We start from the raw sequence: 16,212 nt of genomic DNA, 5'->3' as shown, positions 1-16,212 counted from the left end.
ATGTTACCCGATCTTGTGTGTTAATTCGGCAAGAACTCAGGCGGCGATTCAGGCAGGCCGTACGGGATTGCCCGCCAGGTCACCGACCACCGTATTCCACTGGCGCACGTGGAAGGCGCGCACCAGGCCATGGGTGACGTAGGGGTCGCGCGCCGCGAACAGCTGGACCGGTTCGGCCGTCTCGCAATCGAAGACCAGCACCGCATGATCGGCCGGCTCGGCCAGCGCGCCGGCCAGCACCAGTTCGCCGCGTTCCTGCGCTTCCCAGGCCAGCTTCAGGTGTTCGTCGCGGAATTCGCCGCGGCGTTCGAGGTAGTCGGGGGCGAGGTCATAGGTGAGCAGGTAATGCACGGCGTCTCCAGGATGGCTTGGATGAATGTGAACGTACATCGTACCCGCAATCGCCCGACGGCGGCACCAGCACGACGGCAGCGCTCGATGTTGGTTTAAAACAACTTCTTGACCCGTTTCGCATGGCCCGCCCGACAGTGAGAGGCATCACACAAAACAAAACTCAGCGGCTGGCGTAGACTGTCAGTCATGGATATGTCGAAGAAAATGGCGGCGGGGATCACGGGCTTTGCCAGCATGCTGTGGCTGGGGCTGACGGCGGCCGTCGCCGCCAACCAGCGCCGCCTGGTCTTCAATCCGACGCTCGAGCGCGAGGTGAAAAGCCCGCGCAGCAGCGGCCACCGCACCCGTCCCGTGGTCTTGCGCGCCAACGACGGCACCCGCCTCTCGGGTTGGCTGATGACCCCGACCATTCCCGGTCCGCGCCCGGCGGTGCTGTATTTCGGCGGCCGTTCCGAAGAAGTGTCCTGGGTCGTGCGCGATGCGGGCAAGCTGTTCCCCAACATGACCGTGCTGGCGATGAACTACCGCGGCTATGGCGAATCGCAGGGCGTGCCGGCCGAGATCCACATGATCGAAGACGGCTGCCTGCTGTACGACTGGCTCGCCACGCGCGGCCAGGTCGATCCGCACCGCATCGCCGTGGTCGGCCGCAGCCTGGGTTCGGGCGTCGCGGTGCAGGTCGCCAAGGAGCGGCCCGCCCATTCCGTGGTCCTGATCACGCCCTACGATTCGATCCTGGCGATCGCCAAGCGACGCTTCCGCGTGATGCCGATCGAGTACATGCTGCAGCACCGCTTCGAGTCGATCAAGTACGCGCCCTCGCTCAAGGCGCCGACCTATGTGCTGCGCGCAGCCAGCGACGACGTGGTGCCGCACACGCATACCGACCTGCTGGTGGCCAAGCTGGGCCAGCTGGTGGCGGACGACATCGTGCCCGACTCCGACCACATGAACATCCCCTACCTGGCATCGACCCAGGACATGATCGCGGGCTTTCTCACGCGCCAGTTCAGCCAGCCGGTGACGCCGGCCGCCGCGGCGGCCGTTGCCGACGCGGTCGCCACCGCCGAACCACCCGCCGAGGCGGTGCCGACGCCCGCCGATTTCGTCCTCGCGACAAAATAATTGCTGAAAGTTGTCAGCAGTTATATTTCCAACGAATAAATTGGCAAGTAAAATCGTATTTGTCATCAACTTGCAGGTTGATGCATATTTGACAGCTTGCGCTGAAATGGCGTGAGTTTGCTCATGATTTGCTCACTTCAGCCAGATCGACCCTCCCAGCCTGTTGTGGCCGTGCTACACGTATGCCCTTCTGCTGAGAAAATAGTCGCCAGATACAAACCGTAACTTCCTGCGGATCGCCGGACTGACACAATCGCACAGCGCGAAGTGCCGTCCCCGCCATGTCGCTCGAGGTCGCAATTGCGCAGCCCTTACCATCGGCCACCATGCCGCGGGTACAATATCGCTATTCCAGGAGCCCATTGATGAAATTTAAGCAACTCAGCATGACCATCGCGGCGCTGTGCGTCGCAGGCAGTGCATTGGCCGCGCCGGCAGCAGGTCCGATCGCGCAGCCGAAGCTCGGCATGGTCTACGATGCGGGCGGCAAATTCGACAAATCGTTCAACCAGTCGGCCTTCGAAGGCCTGCAGCGCTTCTCGAAGGAGACCGGCGTCAAGGTGTTCGAAGTCCAGGCCAATAGCGATACCCAGGCCGAGCAGGTCATGCGCGGCCTGGCGCGCAAGAAGGTCGACATGATCGCCGCCATCGGTTTCTCGCAAACCCAGGCCGTCCAGAAGGTCGCCCGTGAATTCCCGAACGTGCGCTTCGTGCTGATCGACAGCGTCGCGCAAGGCCCGAACATCGAATCGGTGATGTTCAAGGAACAGGAAGGCTCCTACCTGGTCGGCGTGGCCGCCGCCATGGCCTCCAAGTCCAAGAAGCTCGGCTTCGTGGGCGGCATGGACATCCCGCTGATCCGCGCCTTCGCCTGCGGCTACGGCCAGGGCGCCAAGGCCCAGGCGCCGAAGATCGAGATCGTCCAGAACATGGTCGGCACCACCGCCGCCGCCTGGAACGACCCGGCCAAGGGCGGCGAGCTGGCGCGCGCGCAGTTCGCGCGCGGCGTCGACGTCGTGTTCGCGGTGGCCGGCGGCAGCGGCATGGGCACGCTGCAGGCCGCCAAGGAACGCGGCAAGCTGGCGATCGGCGTCGACTCGAACCAGAACTACATGCATCCGGGCACCATGCTGACCTCGATGGTCAAGCGCGTCGACGTGGCCGTGTACGACTCCTTCATGGCCGTCAAGAACGGCAGCTGGAAGGCTGGCGTGCACTACAAGGGCCTGAAGGAAGGCGGCGTGGACTGGGTGCTGGACAAGGACAACCGCAAGGTGGTCACGCCCGAGATCGAAAAGCGCGTCAACGCCGTGCGCCAGGACATCATCAACGGCAAGATCAAGGTCATCGATTACCGCGCAGGCAGCAGCTGCCCGGTCTGATCTTTTCATTCCCATTCAAAGCGCGCCGCGCCGGCTTCAACCGGCCCGGCGCGCTTTTGAATGATAAGCACACTCATATTTACGACAGATCGCAATGCAGCCAGCCGTAGAATTTCGCAACATCAGCAAGGCCTTCGGGCCTGTGCAGGCGAACGCCGACGTCAGCTTCTCGATCGCCAAGGGCTCGATCCATGGCGTGATCGGCGAAAATGGCGCCGGCAAATCCACCCTGATGAGCATCCTGTACGGCTACTACCATGCCGACAGCGGGCAGCTCGTCATCAACGGCGCCGAGCAGAAGATCCGCTCCAGCCAGGAGGCGATCGACCTGGGCATCGGCATGGTCCACCAGCACTTCATGCTGGTCGAGAACATGACCGTGCTCGATAACGTGATGCTCGGCGCCGAGGGCGGCTTCAAGCTGGCGAAGAAGCGTACCGAGACCGAAGCCAAGCTGCGCGAGATCTGCGCCCGCTACCACCTCGACGTCGATCCGCTGGCGGTCATCTCGACCCTGTCGGTCGGCGCCCAGCAACGGGTCGAGATCCTCAAGCAGATCTACCGCAGCGCCGAGATCCTGATCCTGGACGAGCCGACCGCAGTGCTCACCACGCAAGAGATCGCCTCGCTGTTCGACATCCTGCGACTGTTCAAGGAACAGGGCAAGACCATCATCCTGATCACCCACAAGCTGGGCGAGATCATGGAGATCACCGACCAGGTGACGGTGATGCGCGCTGGCCGCGTGGCCGGCGCCGTCGCCACCCGCGACACCTCGAAGGAGCAGCTCGCGAACATGATGGTGGGCCGCCCGATCGAGGGCAACCTGCCGCGCAAACCGCACGCCCCCGGCGCGCCGGTGCTGCAGGTCGAGGGCCTGGAGCTGAAGGACGCCAACGGCGTCCAGCTGCTGGCCGACATTGCCCTGGACGTGCGCGCCGGCGAGATCGTCGCCATCGCCGGCGTCTCGGGCAATGGCCAGAGCGAGCTGATGGAAATCCTGGCGGGCATGCGCCTGCCGACTTCCGGCAAGGTGACGATGGAAGGCGCGCCGCTGCCCTTCGCCGGCCGCGCCAACGCCGACGGCCTGCCCGCCCTATTTCGTGACCTCGGCATCGGCCACGTGCCGGAAGACCGCCTGCGCGACGGCGTGATCAAGGATTTCTCGGTCATGCAGAACACCGTGTTCGGCTACCAGGACCGCGTCACGAAGCGCGGCCTGTTCGACTTCGACGCCATCGCCAAACGCTGCGCCGGCTTGCTCGAGGAATTCGACGTGCGCCCGAAAGACCCCAATGTGCGCATCGGCCTGCTCTCGGGCGGCAACCAGCAGAAGGTCGTGATCGCGCGCGAAGTGTCGGCCGCGCCGAAGCTGATGCTGGTCGGCCAGCCGACCCGCGGCGTCGACATCGGCACCATCGAGAGCATCCACACCCAGCTGCTGCGCCTGCGCGACGAAGGCGTGGCCATCCTGCTGGTGTCGACCGAGCTGGAAGAAGTGCGCGCACTCAGCGACCGCATCGTCGTGATGTCGGGCGGCCGCGTCACCGGCGAACTCCATATTGACGAATTCGACACCACCCGCATCGGCCTCCTGATGGGCGGGATGCACAAATCATGAAAACGACTGAACTCCCACGCTGGGCCTCGGGCTTCGTCCTGCCGGTCCTGAACCTGCTGTCCGCGCTGCTGGTCGCCGCGCTGGTCATCCACCTGCTGGGCGAGAGCCCGGTCGAATCGCTGCAGATCCTCGTCAACAGCGCCGTCATCAATCCGGAAGGCCTGAGCTACACGCTGTTCTACGCCTCCACGTTCGTCTTCACCGGCCTGGCCGTGTCGATCGCGATGAAGGCGGGCCTGTTCAACATCGGCGCCGAAGGCCAGATGTACCTGGGCGGCCTGGGCCTGACCCTGGCGATGCTGGCGTTCGACGCCTCGCTCTCCGCCTGGCTCCTGATCCCGCTGGCGATCGTCGCCAGCGCCCTGTTCGGCGCGGCCTGGGCCTTCCTGCCCGGCTACCTGCAGGCCAGGCGCGGCAGCCACGTGGTGGTCACGACCATCATGTTCAACTTCATCGCCGCCGGCCTGATGAATTTCATCATCGTCAAGTACATGATCCCCGAGGGCGACCAGAACCCGGCCAGCCGCGTGTTCTCGGACGCCGCGGCGATCCCGCAGCTGTCGACCTGGCTGCCGTTCTTCGGCGAGAACACGCCGCTCAACCTGGCCTTCATCCTGGCCCTGGTCGCGCTGGTGGTCTATTGGGTGGCGGTGTCGCGTTCGAGCTGGGGCTACAAGCTGCAGGCGACCGGCCTGAACGCCCACGCCGCCCACTACGCCGGCGTGCGCATCAGCCGCACCATCATCGTCGCGATGCTGATCTCGGGCGCCCTGGCCGGCCTGGCGGCGGTGAACTCGATCCTCGGCTCGACCCACTACCTGAGCCTGAACTTCCCGGCCGGCGCCGGCTTCATCGGCATCGCGATCGCGCTGATGGGCCGCCAGCATCCGGTCGGCATCCTGCTGTCGTCGGTGCTGTTCGGCGCGCTGATCCAGGGCGGCTTCGACCTGTCGCTGGAAAAGCCGAACATCCCGCAAGAGACCTTCATTTTCATCCAGGGCCTGATCATCCTGTTCTGCGGCGCCATGGAAAACATGTATGGACCGGCGCTGCTGAAACTGATCAACGCCACTCGTCGTAGCAAGGGATAAGCCATGGAAGACTTCCAGTTCGCCAGCATCGTCGTCTCCACCATCCGCAACGCGCCGGTGCTGATCTTCGCGGCCATGGCCGGCCTGTTCGCCGAACGCAGCGGCGTGGTCGACATCGGCCTCGAGGGCAAGATCCTGGCCTCGGCCTTCGTCTCGGCCGGCGTCGCCTACACCTACCAGGACCCGTGGATCGGCATCGCCGCCGGCATCCTCGCATCAGTCGCACTGGCCCTGGTGCAGGCCTTCGTCTCGATCACCCAGAAGGGCAACCAGCTGGTGGCGGGCATCGCCATCAATATCGCGATGAGCGGCCTGACTTTTGTCGTGGCCCAGTACTTCTTCCAGCAGGGCGGCCGTACGCCGGACCTGGGCGAGGCGCGCCTGTCGACCGTGGTGCTGCCGGGTTCCGACCTGGTGGCCGACATCCCCGGCCTGGGCTGGGTCTGGACGCGCCTGATCGGCGGCCACTCGCCGCTGGTGTACTTCGCCTTCGCCCTGCTGCCGATCGTGCACTGGGTGCTGTTCCACAGCCGCTTCGGCCTGCGCCTGCGCGCCTGCGGAGAGAATCCGCACGCGGCCGACGCCGCCGGCATCTCGGTCCAGCGCACCCGCTACACGGCGATGATCATCGCCGGCGTGCTGTGCTCGTTCTCGGGCGCCTACCTGTCGATCGTCCAGAGCGGCTTCTTCCTGCGCGACATGTCGGCCGGCGCCGGCTACCTGGCGCTGACCGCCCTGGTGTTCGGCAACTGGCGTCCGCTGCACACGGTGCTCGGCTGCATGATGTTCGGCTTCTTCGCCGCGGTGCAGATCCAGATCGAAGGCGTCGACCTGCCGGTCGTGGGCCGCATCCCGGGCTCGCTGATTCAGATGATCCCGTACATCGTCACCGTGGTCGTGCTGGCTGGCCTGATGGCCAAGTCGGTGGCGCCGAAAGCGCTGGGCAAACCCTTCGTCAAGTCGCGCTGAGCAATACCTTCGCCTGCCCGCGTTCGCGGGCAGGCGTTTTCTCCTTCCCTGCCCCGCCTCGCAGCGCGAAATCAGCTATCACTTGTTGTGATGACAAGTGAACGTGACTGCATTGCCACACATATCAAGAAATTTGGCATACAAAATGCAATCTTGTTCGGAAATTGCTGTCCAGTCTGAGAAAATACCGACTTTCCGTATGGCAACGAACAGACCATGGTCGTTGACATGCAAATTTTCTCTATAGGAAACTTATGGCAATCGAGAACATCAAGCTGCGCAGCCTCCTGTTCGGCGGCTTCGCTACCCTGCTTGCGGCAATGCTGATCCTGGTCGGCATCGGCCTGATCCAGACCAAGAAGGCGGAAGACTTGACCGACAGGCTGACCACCGAAAGCATGGAGCGTCTGGCCATGCTGCAGGAATGGCAGGCCATCATCGAAACCAATGCGGCGCGCACGATCGCCGCCATCAAGATGGCTGACGCCGCCGACGAGAAATACTTCCTCGACGATATCGCCTCCTCGTCCAAGCGTTCGGACGTGCTGCACAAGGGCCTGATCGAAAGCCTGAAGGACGACGCCGCGGCGATGGCCCTGTTCGACAAGGTCGACGAGCAGCGCGAAGGCTACCGCGCCGCGCGCAAGAGCGTGCTGGAGAAAAAAGCGGCCGGCGACGACGAAGCGGTGCGCGAATTCCTGGCCAAGGACATGCTGCCGCGTGTGAAGTCGTACATCGAGAGCCTGCGCGCGATCGTCGAGTACCAGAAGAAGGTGGTCGAAGCCGATGCGCAGTCGATCGATGACGGCTTCAAGACCAGCCTGAACCTGCAGCTGACCCTGGCCGCGATCGCCCTGGTGGCCGGCGCCGCCTTCGCCTGGTGGATCGGCCGCCGCATCACCGCGCCGTTGGAAGAAGCCGTGGCCGTGGCCCAGACCGTCGCAACCGGTGACTTGAGCAGCCGCATCGTCGCCCAGGGCAGCAACGAAACCGGCGTGCTGATGGGCGCCCTGAAGGACATGAACGACAACCTGGTGGGCATCGTCGGCCAGGTGCGCAGCGGCACCGAGACCATCGTCGAAGCGGCCGACCAGATTTCGGCCGGCAACCTCGAACTGTCGTCGCGCACCGAGCAGCAGGCCGGCGCGCTGGAAGAGACCGCGTCGTCGATGGAAGAACTGACCTCGACCGTGAAGCAGAACGCCGACAATGCGCGCGAAGCCAATGCGCTGGCGCAGACCGCCTCGCAAGTGGCGGGCCGCGGCGGCGAGACCGTCGGCCGCGTGGTGCAGACCATGGACGCGATCAACGATTCGTCGAAGAAGATCGTCGACATCATCTCGGTCATCGACGGCATCGCCTTCCAGACCAATATCCTGGCGCTGAATGCGGCCGTGGAAGCGGCGCGCGCCGGCGAACAGGGCCGCGGCTTCGCGGTCGTGGCGAGCGAGGTGCGCAACCTGGCCCAGCGTTCGGCGGCGGCGGCCAAGGAAATCAAGACCCTGATCGGCGACTCGAGCGCCAAGGTCGAGGAAGGCAGCCGCCTGGTGTCGGATGCCGGCGCGACCATGCAGGAAATCGTGGACAGCATCGGCCGCGTCACCGCGATCATGTCGGGCATCGCCATGGCCAGCCAGGAGCAGTCGGCCGGCATCGAGCAGGTGAACCAGGCGATCGCCCAGATGGACCAGGTGACGCAGCAGAACGCGGCGCTGGTGGAAGAAGCGGCGGCTGCCTCGACCTCGATGCGCGAACAGGCGCAATTGCTGGCGCAGCTGGTGTCGACCTTCCGCTTCGAGCCCGAAGCGGCTGCCGGCCGTCCTGCGCTCAAGAACGCCGGCCGTCCGGCCCTGGCGATGCGCCAGGCGGCCTGACGCCGACGATTCGTGTCTTCGTTTGACGCCGGGCTGGTCCCGGCGTTTTTTTATGGCGTGACCGGATCGACCGGCTCATAGCCGGCCGCGCGGCGGCTCGAGCGCGCCAGGGTCCAGGCAAAGCCGATGCCGGCCGAGGTGCCGGTGTTCTTGAGGTGCAGCGGGCTGTCGCGGTTGGCGCTGCCCGCATACGATTCGAAGCGCACGAAGCCGAACAGGCGCACATCCGGATTCAATTGGCGCGTGGCGAATAGGCCGACGCGGGTCAGCATCAGGCCGGCGTCGGCGCCATAAGCGGCGCGCGACGCGTTCGCATACTGCGGCTGCACCTCGTAGAAATAGCGGTTGATGCGCTTGTCGCCGAACACGACCGAGACATTCCCCTCGACGCTCCACAGCCCGCGTTCGCCACGCGTCTCATACGCCAGCTTGGGCTCGAAGGTCCAGCCCTGGCGCCGCAGCCCTCCCCTTGCCTCGATCACGGCGCGCAGCGGCAGCTCCGCGCGCAGGCGGCTGCGCTCGTCGAAATCGGCCACCCGGATCTTCAGGCGTGGACCGAATTCGAACAGTGCTCCCAGGTCGGGCATGCCGGCGCGGATCTCGACGTCGTCGGAATCGGATGGCAAGGCGCCGGCCAGGCCGACATCGAACTCGAGCCGGTCGGAACGGAACAGGCGCGCACCGATGCCCGACTGGTCGGCGCGCAGCACTTCGCCGCGGTACAGCAGGTAGGGCACGGGCAGGACGCGGTTGTTGCGATCGTCGGCGCCGGGATAGGCCGGCGCCGTGAGGCCGAAGGCCCCCACGCCGAATTCCCAGAGCGGCAAACCGGCCGAGGCGGGCGCCAGTTCGGGCGACTGCGCGCTGGCGTGGAGGGAGGGAATCAGGCATGCGGCCGCGATAGCGGCCTTGAGGGTGGGATGCATGTGGCCTCGGAATCTGGTCGGGATGACGCGATTCTAGCCGAGGCCACGAAAAAAATGCGCCATACGCGACCGGGGATCGGCGCGGCGCAAAATTATGGCCAGATCGCCTGCAGCATCGCCGCCAGGTTGTAGCCGCCCTTGATCAGCTGGGTCTTGGCGATCTCCGAGCTCGGCACCGGGTAGTTCTGCGGCACTTCGAGCGCGAAGGTGTAATAGGTCTCGCCCTTCTTGCTGGTCTGCGGGGTCAGCTTTCCAGGTGTCACGTCCTTGTAGGCCAGCTTGGCCGACACCAGGCCGTCCTCGACCCACTGCAACGGCCAGGTCGAGACATCGCCCTGCGCCCGCTTGATCTGTGGCCGGCTGGCGACCGCGACGTCGGCGAACTGCTCCGGCGTGCGGGTCTTGATGCGGCGGAAGGCGTAATCGACCGTGGTGCTGTCCCAGTAGGAGTGGAACGGCTTGGTCAGCGCCGCCGGCACGCCTTCCTTGACGACGATTGGCTCGCCGGCCGGGATCACGCCGGCCGACAGGGCCGACAGGCGCTCGTTATCCAGCAGCAGGTTGTTGCCGCCGCGCGAGTCGAAGACCAGGGTCTCGTCGATCTCGGCGCGGTCTTTCGGCACCACGAACTGGCCGTCCTTGGAAACGAAAGCCGAACCCACGTGCAGCGGCTGGTGGATGTCGCCGGCGAAGTGGGTCAGCAGGATCAGGGCCTGGCGCTTGGTGAACTTGTGCGGGTTCAGGGCAGGGTCGGTCTTGCCTTGCAGGACGGCGATGCACTGCTCCAGCGTCTGCACGATGTCGACCTCGCTCGTGCCCACGCCGTGTTCATGGTAGTGGTCCAGCTGGAACGGCACATTGGTGTAGTGGTATTCGCTGTGGCGCGGATTGGCGGCCACGTACTCGACCATCTCGGGCGTCTGCGGGCCGCAGTAGGTGCCCTTGACGCAGTCGGCCCAGCTGGCCATCGACGCCAGCGATTCGCCCGGCTGCAAGAGCTGCGCGATTTCCTTTTGCGCGTTGCTGCCCTTGAGCAGGCGGTCGGCGATGGCGCCGATGGCGCGGTGGCCGTCGCGGCCCCAGGCGGCGGCGTCGGGCGCGGCCACCGATGCGAAGACGCCGGTCAGCGCCAGCGCGCATGCGAGTTTTTTCATGGTGATTCCTTGTTGATTCAGTTGACCTTGCGGATGCGCGGAGCCGCTGGCGCCATCGCGCCCTGCCCTTCGATCTTCTTCAGGTAAGCGATGAAGCCGTCCAGGTCGCGCATGCCGGTGTCGACGCGCGCCGTGCCCTTGCCGAACTCTGGATAACCGTCGCTGCCTTCGGCCAGGAAGTTGTTGGTGGCGATGCGGTAGGTGGCGTTGTCCTGCATCTCCTTGCCGTTCAGCCTGAGGCTGCCCGGGACCAGGCGGCTGCCCGCCGGACGCTTCGGGTCCCAGGCATAGCTGAAGCCCTCGGAAATCTGCAGCACCGACGAATTCGAATCGACGCCGTCGGCCCACTGGCGTTCCAGCAGGGCGCGGATCTGGGCGCCGGTCAGGTCCATCACGACCGTCGTGTTGCCGAATGGGAGTACCACCTGGACCTGGCCGAAGGCCACCGTACCGTCAGCGCCGGCCTCGAGGTCGCGGCGGATGCCGCCGTTGTTCATGAAGGCCAGTTGCGCGCCCAGGTGACGGACCGAATCGAGGGCAGCATCGGCGATCATATTGCCCAGCACCGATTCGCCGGCATCATTGGTCCTGCGCAGCACGGGGGCGCCGGCCACCCTGGCGATCGGGCGATTCAGGGCTTCCTTGCTGCGCTCCTTCACCTGCGCCACGAAGGCCGTCATCTTCGGGTCCGCCGGGTAGTCGTCCGGCTTCATCACCACGTTCTTCACGACCAGGTTGCTCACCGCGCCGGTCTTCGGCTCGACCTGCATCGACACGCGGGTGAGCAGGTGGCCGGCGGTGTCGGCCTGGGTCACGGTGCGGCCATCCACATTGCACAGGTAGCCCTGGTGCGAGTGGCCGGTCAGCACCAGCTTGACCGACGGGTCGATCTTTTTCACCACGTCGACGATGTCGCCCTTGAGCTGCGAGCAGCCGGCCTGCAGCGGCGACTCCACCGTGCGGCCGCCCTGGTGCACCAGGGCCACGATGACTTGCGCGCCGGCGGCGCGCATGGCCGGCAGCGCGGCATTGATCGCCTCGGCCTCGTCGCCGAAGCGCAGGCCGGCGATGCCGGAAGCGACCACCATGTTCGGCGTGTCCTTCAGCACCACGCCGACCAGGCCGACCTTGATGCCCTTGACGTCTTCGATCCTGAAGCCCGGGATGACCGGCTTGCCGGTGGCCGAGTCGATCACGTTGGCGCCGAGGTAGGTGAACCTGGCGCCGCCGAAATTCGGGGTGAGCTTGCAGGCGCGGGTCGGATGCGGCGAATCGCAGCCGCCATTTTGCTGGCGCAGCAGTTCCTTGCGGCCGCCGTCGAACTCATGGTTGCCGACCGCGCTGGCGCGCAGGTTCAGCATGTTCATCACTTCGATGGTCGGCTCGTCGGCCCACAGCGAAGACAGCGCCGGGCTGGCGCCGACGATGTCGCCGGTGGACACCAGCAGCAGGTCCTTGTCTTCCTTGCGCCAGGCCTGCAGGGCCGCGGCCACCGCTTCGGCGCCGCCGGCGCGCATGACTTCTTCTTTGCCGTCCGCATGCTTGAGGACGTAGCGGCTCGGTTCGAGGTTGCCGTGGAAGTCGTTCAGCGACACCAGATTGAGGGTCACCGGGCCCTGGGGCACGCTGACGCAGCCGGCCAGCAGCAGCGCCATGGTGAGGGTGGAAAGACTGGCGCATGCGCGGCGCGAAACGATCATGGGAACACCTTTAGTGGATGCGGACCGGCGCGAACGGCGGGTCCGGAAAAACGGAGTTCGAGCGAACTCGACAGCCAACATTATCCCACGCGGCTTGTGCGCAGGAAATCCTTACGGCGGCTGGGTTTCTCATTTTTTGAAAGAAAAAACGGCCGGTGTTTCCACCGGCCGTTTCTTGACTAGCTCATGCTACGAATTCGACCTGCTTAGAATTCGTACTTGAGGGTTGCCTGGATCGCCCACTGCGACTCGCCCTTCGACTGCTTCAGGTCTTGACGCTCGACGTCGTTGCGCACGACGTAGATGTAACGACCCTGGCTGTCCAGACCGGCGTAGTCGACGAAGCTACGCGCCATGCCGCCCGACGACTGGAAGCTGATCTCTTCGGTACGGCCCCACTTCTTGTTCAGCAGGTTGCCGAAGTTCATGAAGTCCAGGGTGAAGGTCGCCTTGTTGCGCTTGAACAGGCCAGGGATTTCCTGGCTGATACGCACGTCGAAGGTGTTGACCCACTCAGCGGTGCTGTTGTTACGCTTCACGACGCCACCAGCCGAACCGTGCAGGCCCTTGTTGGCGTTGACGACGTCCCAGAAACGCTGCTCGTTCGAATGGTTGGTCGCGGTATCGCCGTAGAACACGACTTCACCGGAACCGAACGCGGTCGGGATGTACATCAGGTCGTTGCCCGACTCGCCGTCACCATTCAGGTCATTGTTGATGGTCCAGCTGTATGGACGACCTTCACGACCTTCGTAGAAGATGCCCAGGCGGGTGTTGTAGTTCGAGAAGAACTTCTTCTGGAAGTTGACCAGCGCATTGACGCGGTTCTTGATGGCGTAGCTCGACGCTGCAGCGACTTCTTCGTTCGGGTTGAACACCGAACGACCGCGCCAGTTCGAGTTGGCCACCGACGAGGTCAGCGGCGAGACTTCGGTCGCATCGGTGTAGGTGTAAGCCACCGACCAGCCGAAGCCCTTGGTCATCGGACGCGACAGCGACGCGGTCAGGACTTTTGCATCGCCCTTGTCGGTATCGCGCGCCACCAGCACGTTGCCGAAGCTGCGGTTGTTCAGCGAGCGGGTCTGTGCGCCGGCGCTGGTGATCACGTTGGCGGTGTTGTTCGACACGCCCCAGCTATTCTGGTTCAAGCCGGCCGCGTTCCAGTACAGCTCACGACCGTCGGTGCCAGTGCGGGTCGACGCGCCCAGGTTCAGGTGCTCGTAGTAGATGCCGTTCTTGTTCTTGGTGTACAGCGCTTCGGCGCCGAACACGATGCCGTACCATGGCAGTTCGGTATCGAACGCCAGGTTGGCTTTCCAGATCGACGGCTGGCGGAAGTCCGGATCCAGGAAGTTCACGTCAGCAGCCGGAATCGCGCCGGAAATCGCCGGCTGGGCGTCCGGATCCAGGCTGGCCAGGCCGCCCGTGGTCGGGCAGCGGGTCGCGCCGGTGCCCGAGCAGCTGATGGTGGCGGTTGCCACGCCGGTGCCCGAGAACGGGTTCGACATCCAGACGGTCGCTGCCGCGCCCTGGAACAGGCCGACGCCGCCGCGCAGCTGGGTCGGACGCTCCGCCTTGTCGAAGCGGTAGTTGAAGCCCACGCGTGGCTGGACCAGGTCGGTGCCGTCGATGGTCTGGCGGTTGTCCAGACCGAAGCCGCCGCTCTGGCGGACGCCGGTGGCCGGGTTGCCGGCAACCATCGGTGCGGCGGCAGCGGCGTTGTACAGCGGGACGCCGCCGACATCGTTACGGTCGTAACGCACGCCGTAGGTCAGGGTCAGCTGGTCGTTGACAGCCCAGGTGTCCTGCAGGAACAGGCCGGTGTTCTTGGTTTCGAACGTGGCGATCGCGTCGTTCAGCGATGCGCCCGGCAGCGCGCGCTGCTGGCTGAAGCTCAGCGGACGGCCGCGCTGGAAGTTCTCGAGCACGGCTTGCTGGATGCGCTCGGCCGAGGCGCCGGAGCAGGTCAGCGCGCCGAACGAGTAGAAGTTGGTATCGGCCGAATCCAGGCAGGCGAAGGTGTACGAGCCGTTAATGCCTTGCAGGAAGGCGTTATAGACTTCGTTCTTGGTCTGGTCGACGCCGAACTTCAGCTCATGGTCGCCCACGATCCAGTTGGCGCCGGCATACATGTCCTTGGTCTTGTTGCGCAGGACGTTGTTATGGCGGCTGAACTCGGTGCCGAAGTTCAGGAAACGGTTGGCGGTCGACAGGCCGGCCGGTGCGCCGGCTGGCAGCGCGCCCGAGAATTGCAGGCCGATCGATGGGGTGCGGGTCGCGTTGACCGGGACCGAATCATAGTCGCGGGTCGAGAACTTGAACTCGGTCGAGAAGGTCGGGGTCCAGTCCGAGAAGACCTGGCCGACGACGGTCTCGATCTCCTTGCCCTGGTTGTAGAAGCTCGACGACAGGCCGACGCCGGTGGCCGAGAAGCCCGGGTAGAACGGCTCGCCCTGGGTGGTCTTGGCATAGCGCAGGTTGGCGCGGTGCTCGTCGGTGATGTTCCAGTCGAACTTCACCATGCGCTCTTTCGAGGTCAGCATCGAGCCGCTAGGAACGGTCGGGCTGCCGATGTCGACGCCGTAGACGCTCTGGGCGATGCGCTGGGCTTCGGAGATGGCTGCCGGGGTGATGGCGACGGTGGTGCCGGCGCCGCTGCCGATCGGTCCGAAGTCCGGGCTCGAACGCGAGCTTTCGTAGTTTTCAGCCAGGGCGAAGATGAACAGCTTGTCCTGGATCAGGGGACCGGAAGCCCAGATACCCTTGGTGGTTTCCTTCGACTTCGGCGGCTCGCTGTAGACGTCGGTGATCGGGTTGTAACGGTCGCCCGACATGGTGTCGTTGCGGAACACGTAGTACACGCCACCCTTGTAGGTGTTGGTGCCCGACTTGGTCACGGCGTTGATGTTGGCGCCGGTGTAGCCCTTCTGGGTCACGTCGTAGTTGGCGACGTTGACCTGCACCGACTGGATCGCTTCGATCGAGATCGGCTGGCGTGCGGTCGGGCTGCCGTTCGCTTCCAGGCCGAAGGTGTCGTTGATCGCGACGCCGTCGATGGTCATCGAGTTGTAGCGCGAGTTCTGGCCGGCCACGGACAGTTCGCCGCGGTCCTTGTCGGTCTGCGACACGCGCGGGTCGGCACGGGCGTAATCTTGCAGGTTACGCTGGATCGATGCCTGGGTCTGCAGTTCGGTGTTGCTGATCGAGGTGCCCGAGCCCATGTTGTTGCTCGAGAAAATCTCCGAACGAACAGCCGAGCCGGCCACGGTCACGGTCTGGATGCCGACGGTCGCGTCGACGGTCGCGGTCTGCGCCAGCTCGACGTAGACGTCGTTGCGGGTCTGGGTGACGCCATCCTTGGTGATGGTAACGGTGTAAGGACCACCCACGCGCAGGCCGCGCGCGGTGTAGCGGCCTTCCGCGTCAGTGACGACATTGCTGACAGAACCCGACTCGACGTGCAGGATCTGCACTTGGGCGCCGGCGGCTGGTGCGCCCGCAGCGTTCGAGATACGGCCACCGATGGCGGACGTGGTGTTCTGTGCAAACGACGGCGACGCCGCCAGTGCAACCGACAAAGCCAGCGCCAATTTGGTGAGCCGGATCTGTTGTTGAGTGATCATTGATTACCCCAAAAAGAACTTCAATTTATTGTTGGACGCCCGGGCGGACGCCCTCCCCTACGATTTACTGCTTGAATTTTTTGCTTGGTGCGGCAGCGCTTCAGCCGGCAAGCGGCTGCGATTGTATCGTTACAATGTTTCAACAAAGTGACACGACGGAGTGATGAGATACAGCGGAATTCCGCCAATATGCATGAGCTTTGAACAAGCCGACAAATTCGTTTTGGCTTCGTTATTCAGAGCTTTTACGTATAAATCACCGCGTATGTGTTGTCTTTACGCGACATAATCGGAGTGCTGCCAGCCGGAATATGACAAGGCGGGATTATATGTGCGGCGTTCTCCAGCGGAATTTTTTTGATAAAAATTCAGTGGAAGTGCGTAGGGAACGAA

At 64.4% G+C, this 16,212-nt stretch carries 11 protein-coding genes; 6 read left to right on the top strand and 5 right to left on the bottom strand.

From position 1 onward, the window contains the following. Positions 1-48: 48 nt before the first annotated feature. Positions 49-351, bottom strand: coding sequence for a YciI-like protein (locus KY496_RS23950; protein WP_005668343.1), 303 nt, complete (start codon positions 349-351; stop codon positions 49-51). A 189-nt stretch (positions 352-540) separates the two neighbouring features. Between KY496_RS23950 and KY496_RS23945 the strand changes: the two genes are divergently transcribed. The 6 genes from KY496_RS23945 (at position 541) to KY496_RS27385 (ending at position 8,416) form a co-directional block, all read left to right on the top strand. Beyond that, a complete protein-coding gene (locus KY496_RS23945; protein ID WP_005668341.1) occupies positions 541-1,479 on the top strand; it encodes an alpha/beta hydrolase in 939 nt (312 codons plus the stop codon). Between the two features lie 365 nt (positions 1,480-1,844). Then, positions 1,845-2,861 (top strand): BMP family protein, encoded by a 1,017-nt coding sequence (locus tag KY496_RS23940; protein ID WP_219862757.1) that lies wholly within the window; start codon positions 1,845-1,847, stop codon positions 2,859-2,861. A 94-nt stretch (positions 2,862-2,955) separates the two neighbouring features. Further along, positions 2,956-4,482, top strand: a complete 1,527-nt coding sequence (locus KY496_RS23935) for an ABC transporter ATP-binding protein (protein ID WP_219862755.1) — start codon at positions 2,956-2,958, stop codon at positions 4,480-4,482. Then, a complete protein-coding gene (locus KY496_RS23930; protein ID WP_005668335.1) occupies positions 4,479-5,573 on the top strand; it encodes an ABC transporter permease in 1,095 nt (364 codons plus the stop codon). The genes KY496_RS23935 and KY496_RS23930 overlap by 4 nt, the downstream gene beginning before the upstream one ends. 3 nt (positions 5,574-5,576) lie before the next feature. Continuing rightward, positions 5,577-6,542 (top strand): ABC transporter permease, encoded by a 966-nt coding sequence (locus KY496_RS23925; RefSeq protein WP_005668334.1) that lies wholly within the window; start codon positions 5,577-5,579, stop codon positions 6,540-6,542. Between the two features lie 254 nt (positions 6,543-6,796). Next, positions 6,797-8,416: a methyl-accepting chemotaxis protein gene (locus KY496_RS27385; RefSeq protein ID WP_005668332.1), complete on the top strand. Its 1,620-nt coding sequence runs from the start codon at positions 6,797-6,799 to the stop codon at positions 8,414-8,416. Between the two features lie 50 nt (positions 8,417-8,466). Here the strand turns inward: KY496_RS27385 and KY496_RS23915 are convergent, their stop codons facing one another. From KY496_RS23915 to KY496_RS23900, 4 genes are all read right to left on the bottom strand, one after another. After that, a complete protein-coding gene (locus tag KY496_RS23915) occupies positions 8,467-9,342 on the bottom strand; it encodes a MipA/OmpV family protein (protein WP_219862753.1) in 876 nt (291 codons plus the stop codon). Positions 9,343-9,434: 92 nt separating this feature from the next. Continuing rightward, positions 9,435-10,496 carry a S1/P1 nuclease gene (locus KY496_RS23910; RefSeq protein WP_219862751.1) on the bottom strand — a complete coding sequence of 354 codons (1,062 nt, stop codon included), beginning with the start codon at positions 10,494-10,496 and terminating at the stop codon, positions 9,435-9,437. 17 nt (positions 10,497-10,513) lie between these two features. After that, positions 10,514-12,196: a bifunctional UDP-sugar hydrolase/5'-nucleotidase gene (locus KY496_RS23905; RefSeq protein ID WP_219862749.1), complete on the bottom strand. Its 1,683-nt coding sequence runs from the start codon at positions 12,194-12,196 to the stop codon at positions 10,514-10,516. A 206-nt stretch (positions 12,197-12,402) separates the two neighbouring features. Further along, positions 12,403-15,819, bottom strand: a complete 3,417-nt coding sequence (locus KY496_RS23900; protein WP_219862747.1) for a TonB-dependent receptor — start codon at positions 15,817-15,819, stop codon at positions 12,403-12,405. Between the last annotated feature and the right edge of the window lie 393 nt (positions 15,820-16,212).

The sequence above is a fragment of the Massilia sp. NP310 genome (assembly GCF_019443485.1).
Classification (GTDB): domain Bacteria; phylum Pseudomonadota; class Gammaproteobacteria; order Burkholderiales; family Burkholderiaceae_D; genus Telluria; species Telluria timonae.
The sequence above is the reverse complement of the archived record's forward strand: the minus strand, read 5'-3'. Positions and strand labels throughout refer to the sequence as shown.

Coding starts and splice junctions, on each gene's coding strand:
- KY496_RS23945 (WP_005668341.1), top strand. CDS start 541: ATGGATATGTCGAAGAAAATGGCGGCGGGGATCACGGGCTTTGCCAGC.
- KY496_RS23940 (WP_219862757.1), top strand. CDS start 1,845: ATGAAATTTAAGCAACTCAGCATGACCATCGCGGCGCTGTGCGTCGCA.
- KY496_RS23935 (WP_219862755.1), top strand. CDS start 2,956: ATGCAGCCAGCCGTAGAATTTCGCAACATCAGCAAGGCCTTCGGGCCT.
- KY496_RS23930 (WP_005668335.1), top strand. CDS start 4,479: ATGAAAACGACTGAACTCCCACGCTGGGCCTCGGGCTTCGTCCTGCCG.
- KY496_RS23925 (WP_005668334.1), top strand. CDS start 5,577: ATGGAAGACTTCCAGTTCGCCAGCATCGTCGTCTCCACCATCCGCAAC.
- KY496_RS27385 (WP_005668332.1), top strand. CDS start 6,797: ATGGCAATCGAGAACATCAAGCTGCGCAGCCTCCTGTTCGGCGGCTTC.
- KY496_RS23915 (WP_219862753.1), bottom strand. CDS start 9,342: ATGCATCCCACCCTCAAGGCCGCTATCGCGGCCGCATGCCTGATTCCC.
- KY496_RS23910 (WP_219862751.1), bottom strand. CDS start 10,496: ATGAAAAAACTCGCATGCGCGCTGGCGCTGACCGGCGTCTTCGCATCG.
- KY496_RS23905 (WP_219862749.1), bottom strand. CDS start 12,196: ATGATCGTTTCGCGCCGCGCATGCGCCAGTCTTTCCACCCTCACCATG.
- KY496_RS23900 (WP_219862747.1), bottom strand. CDS start 15,819: ATGATCACTCAACAACAGATCCGGCTCACCAAATTGGCGCTGGCTTTG.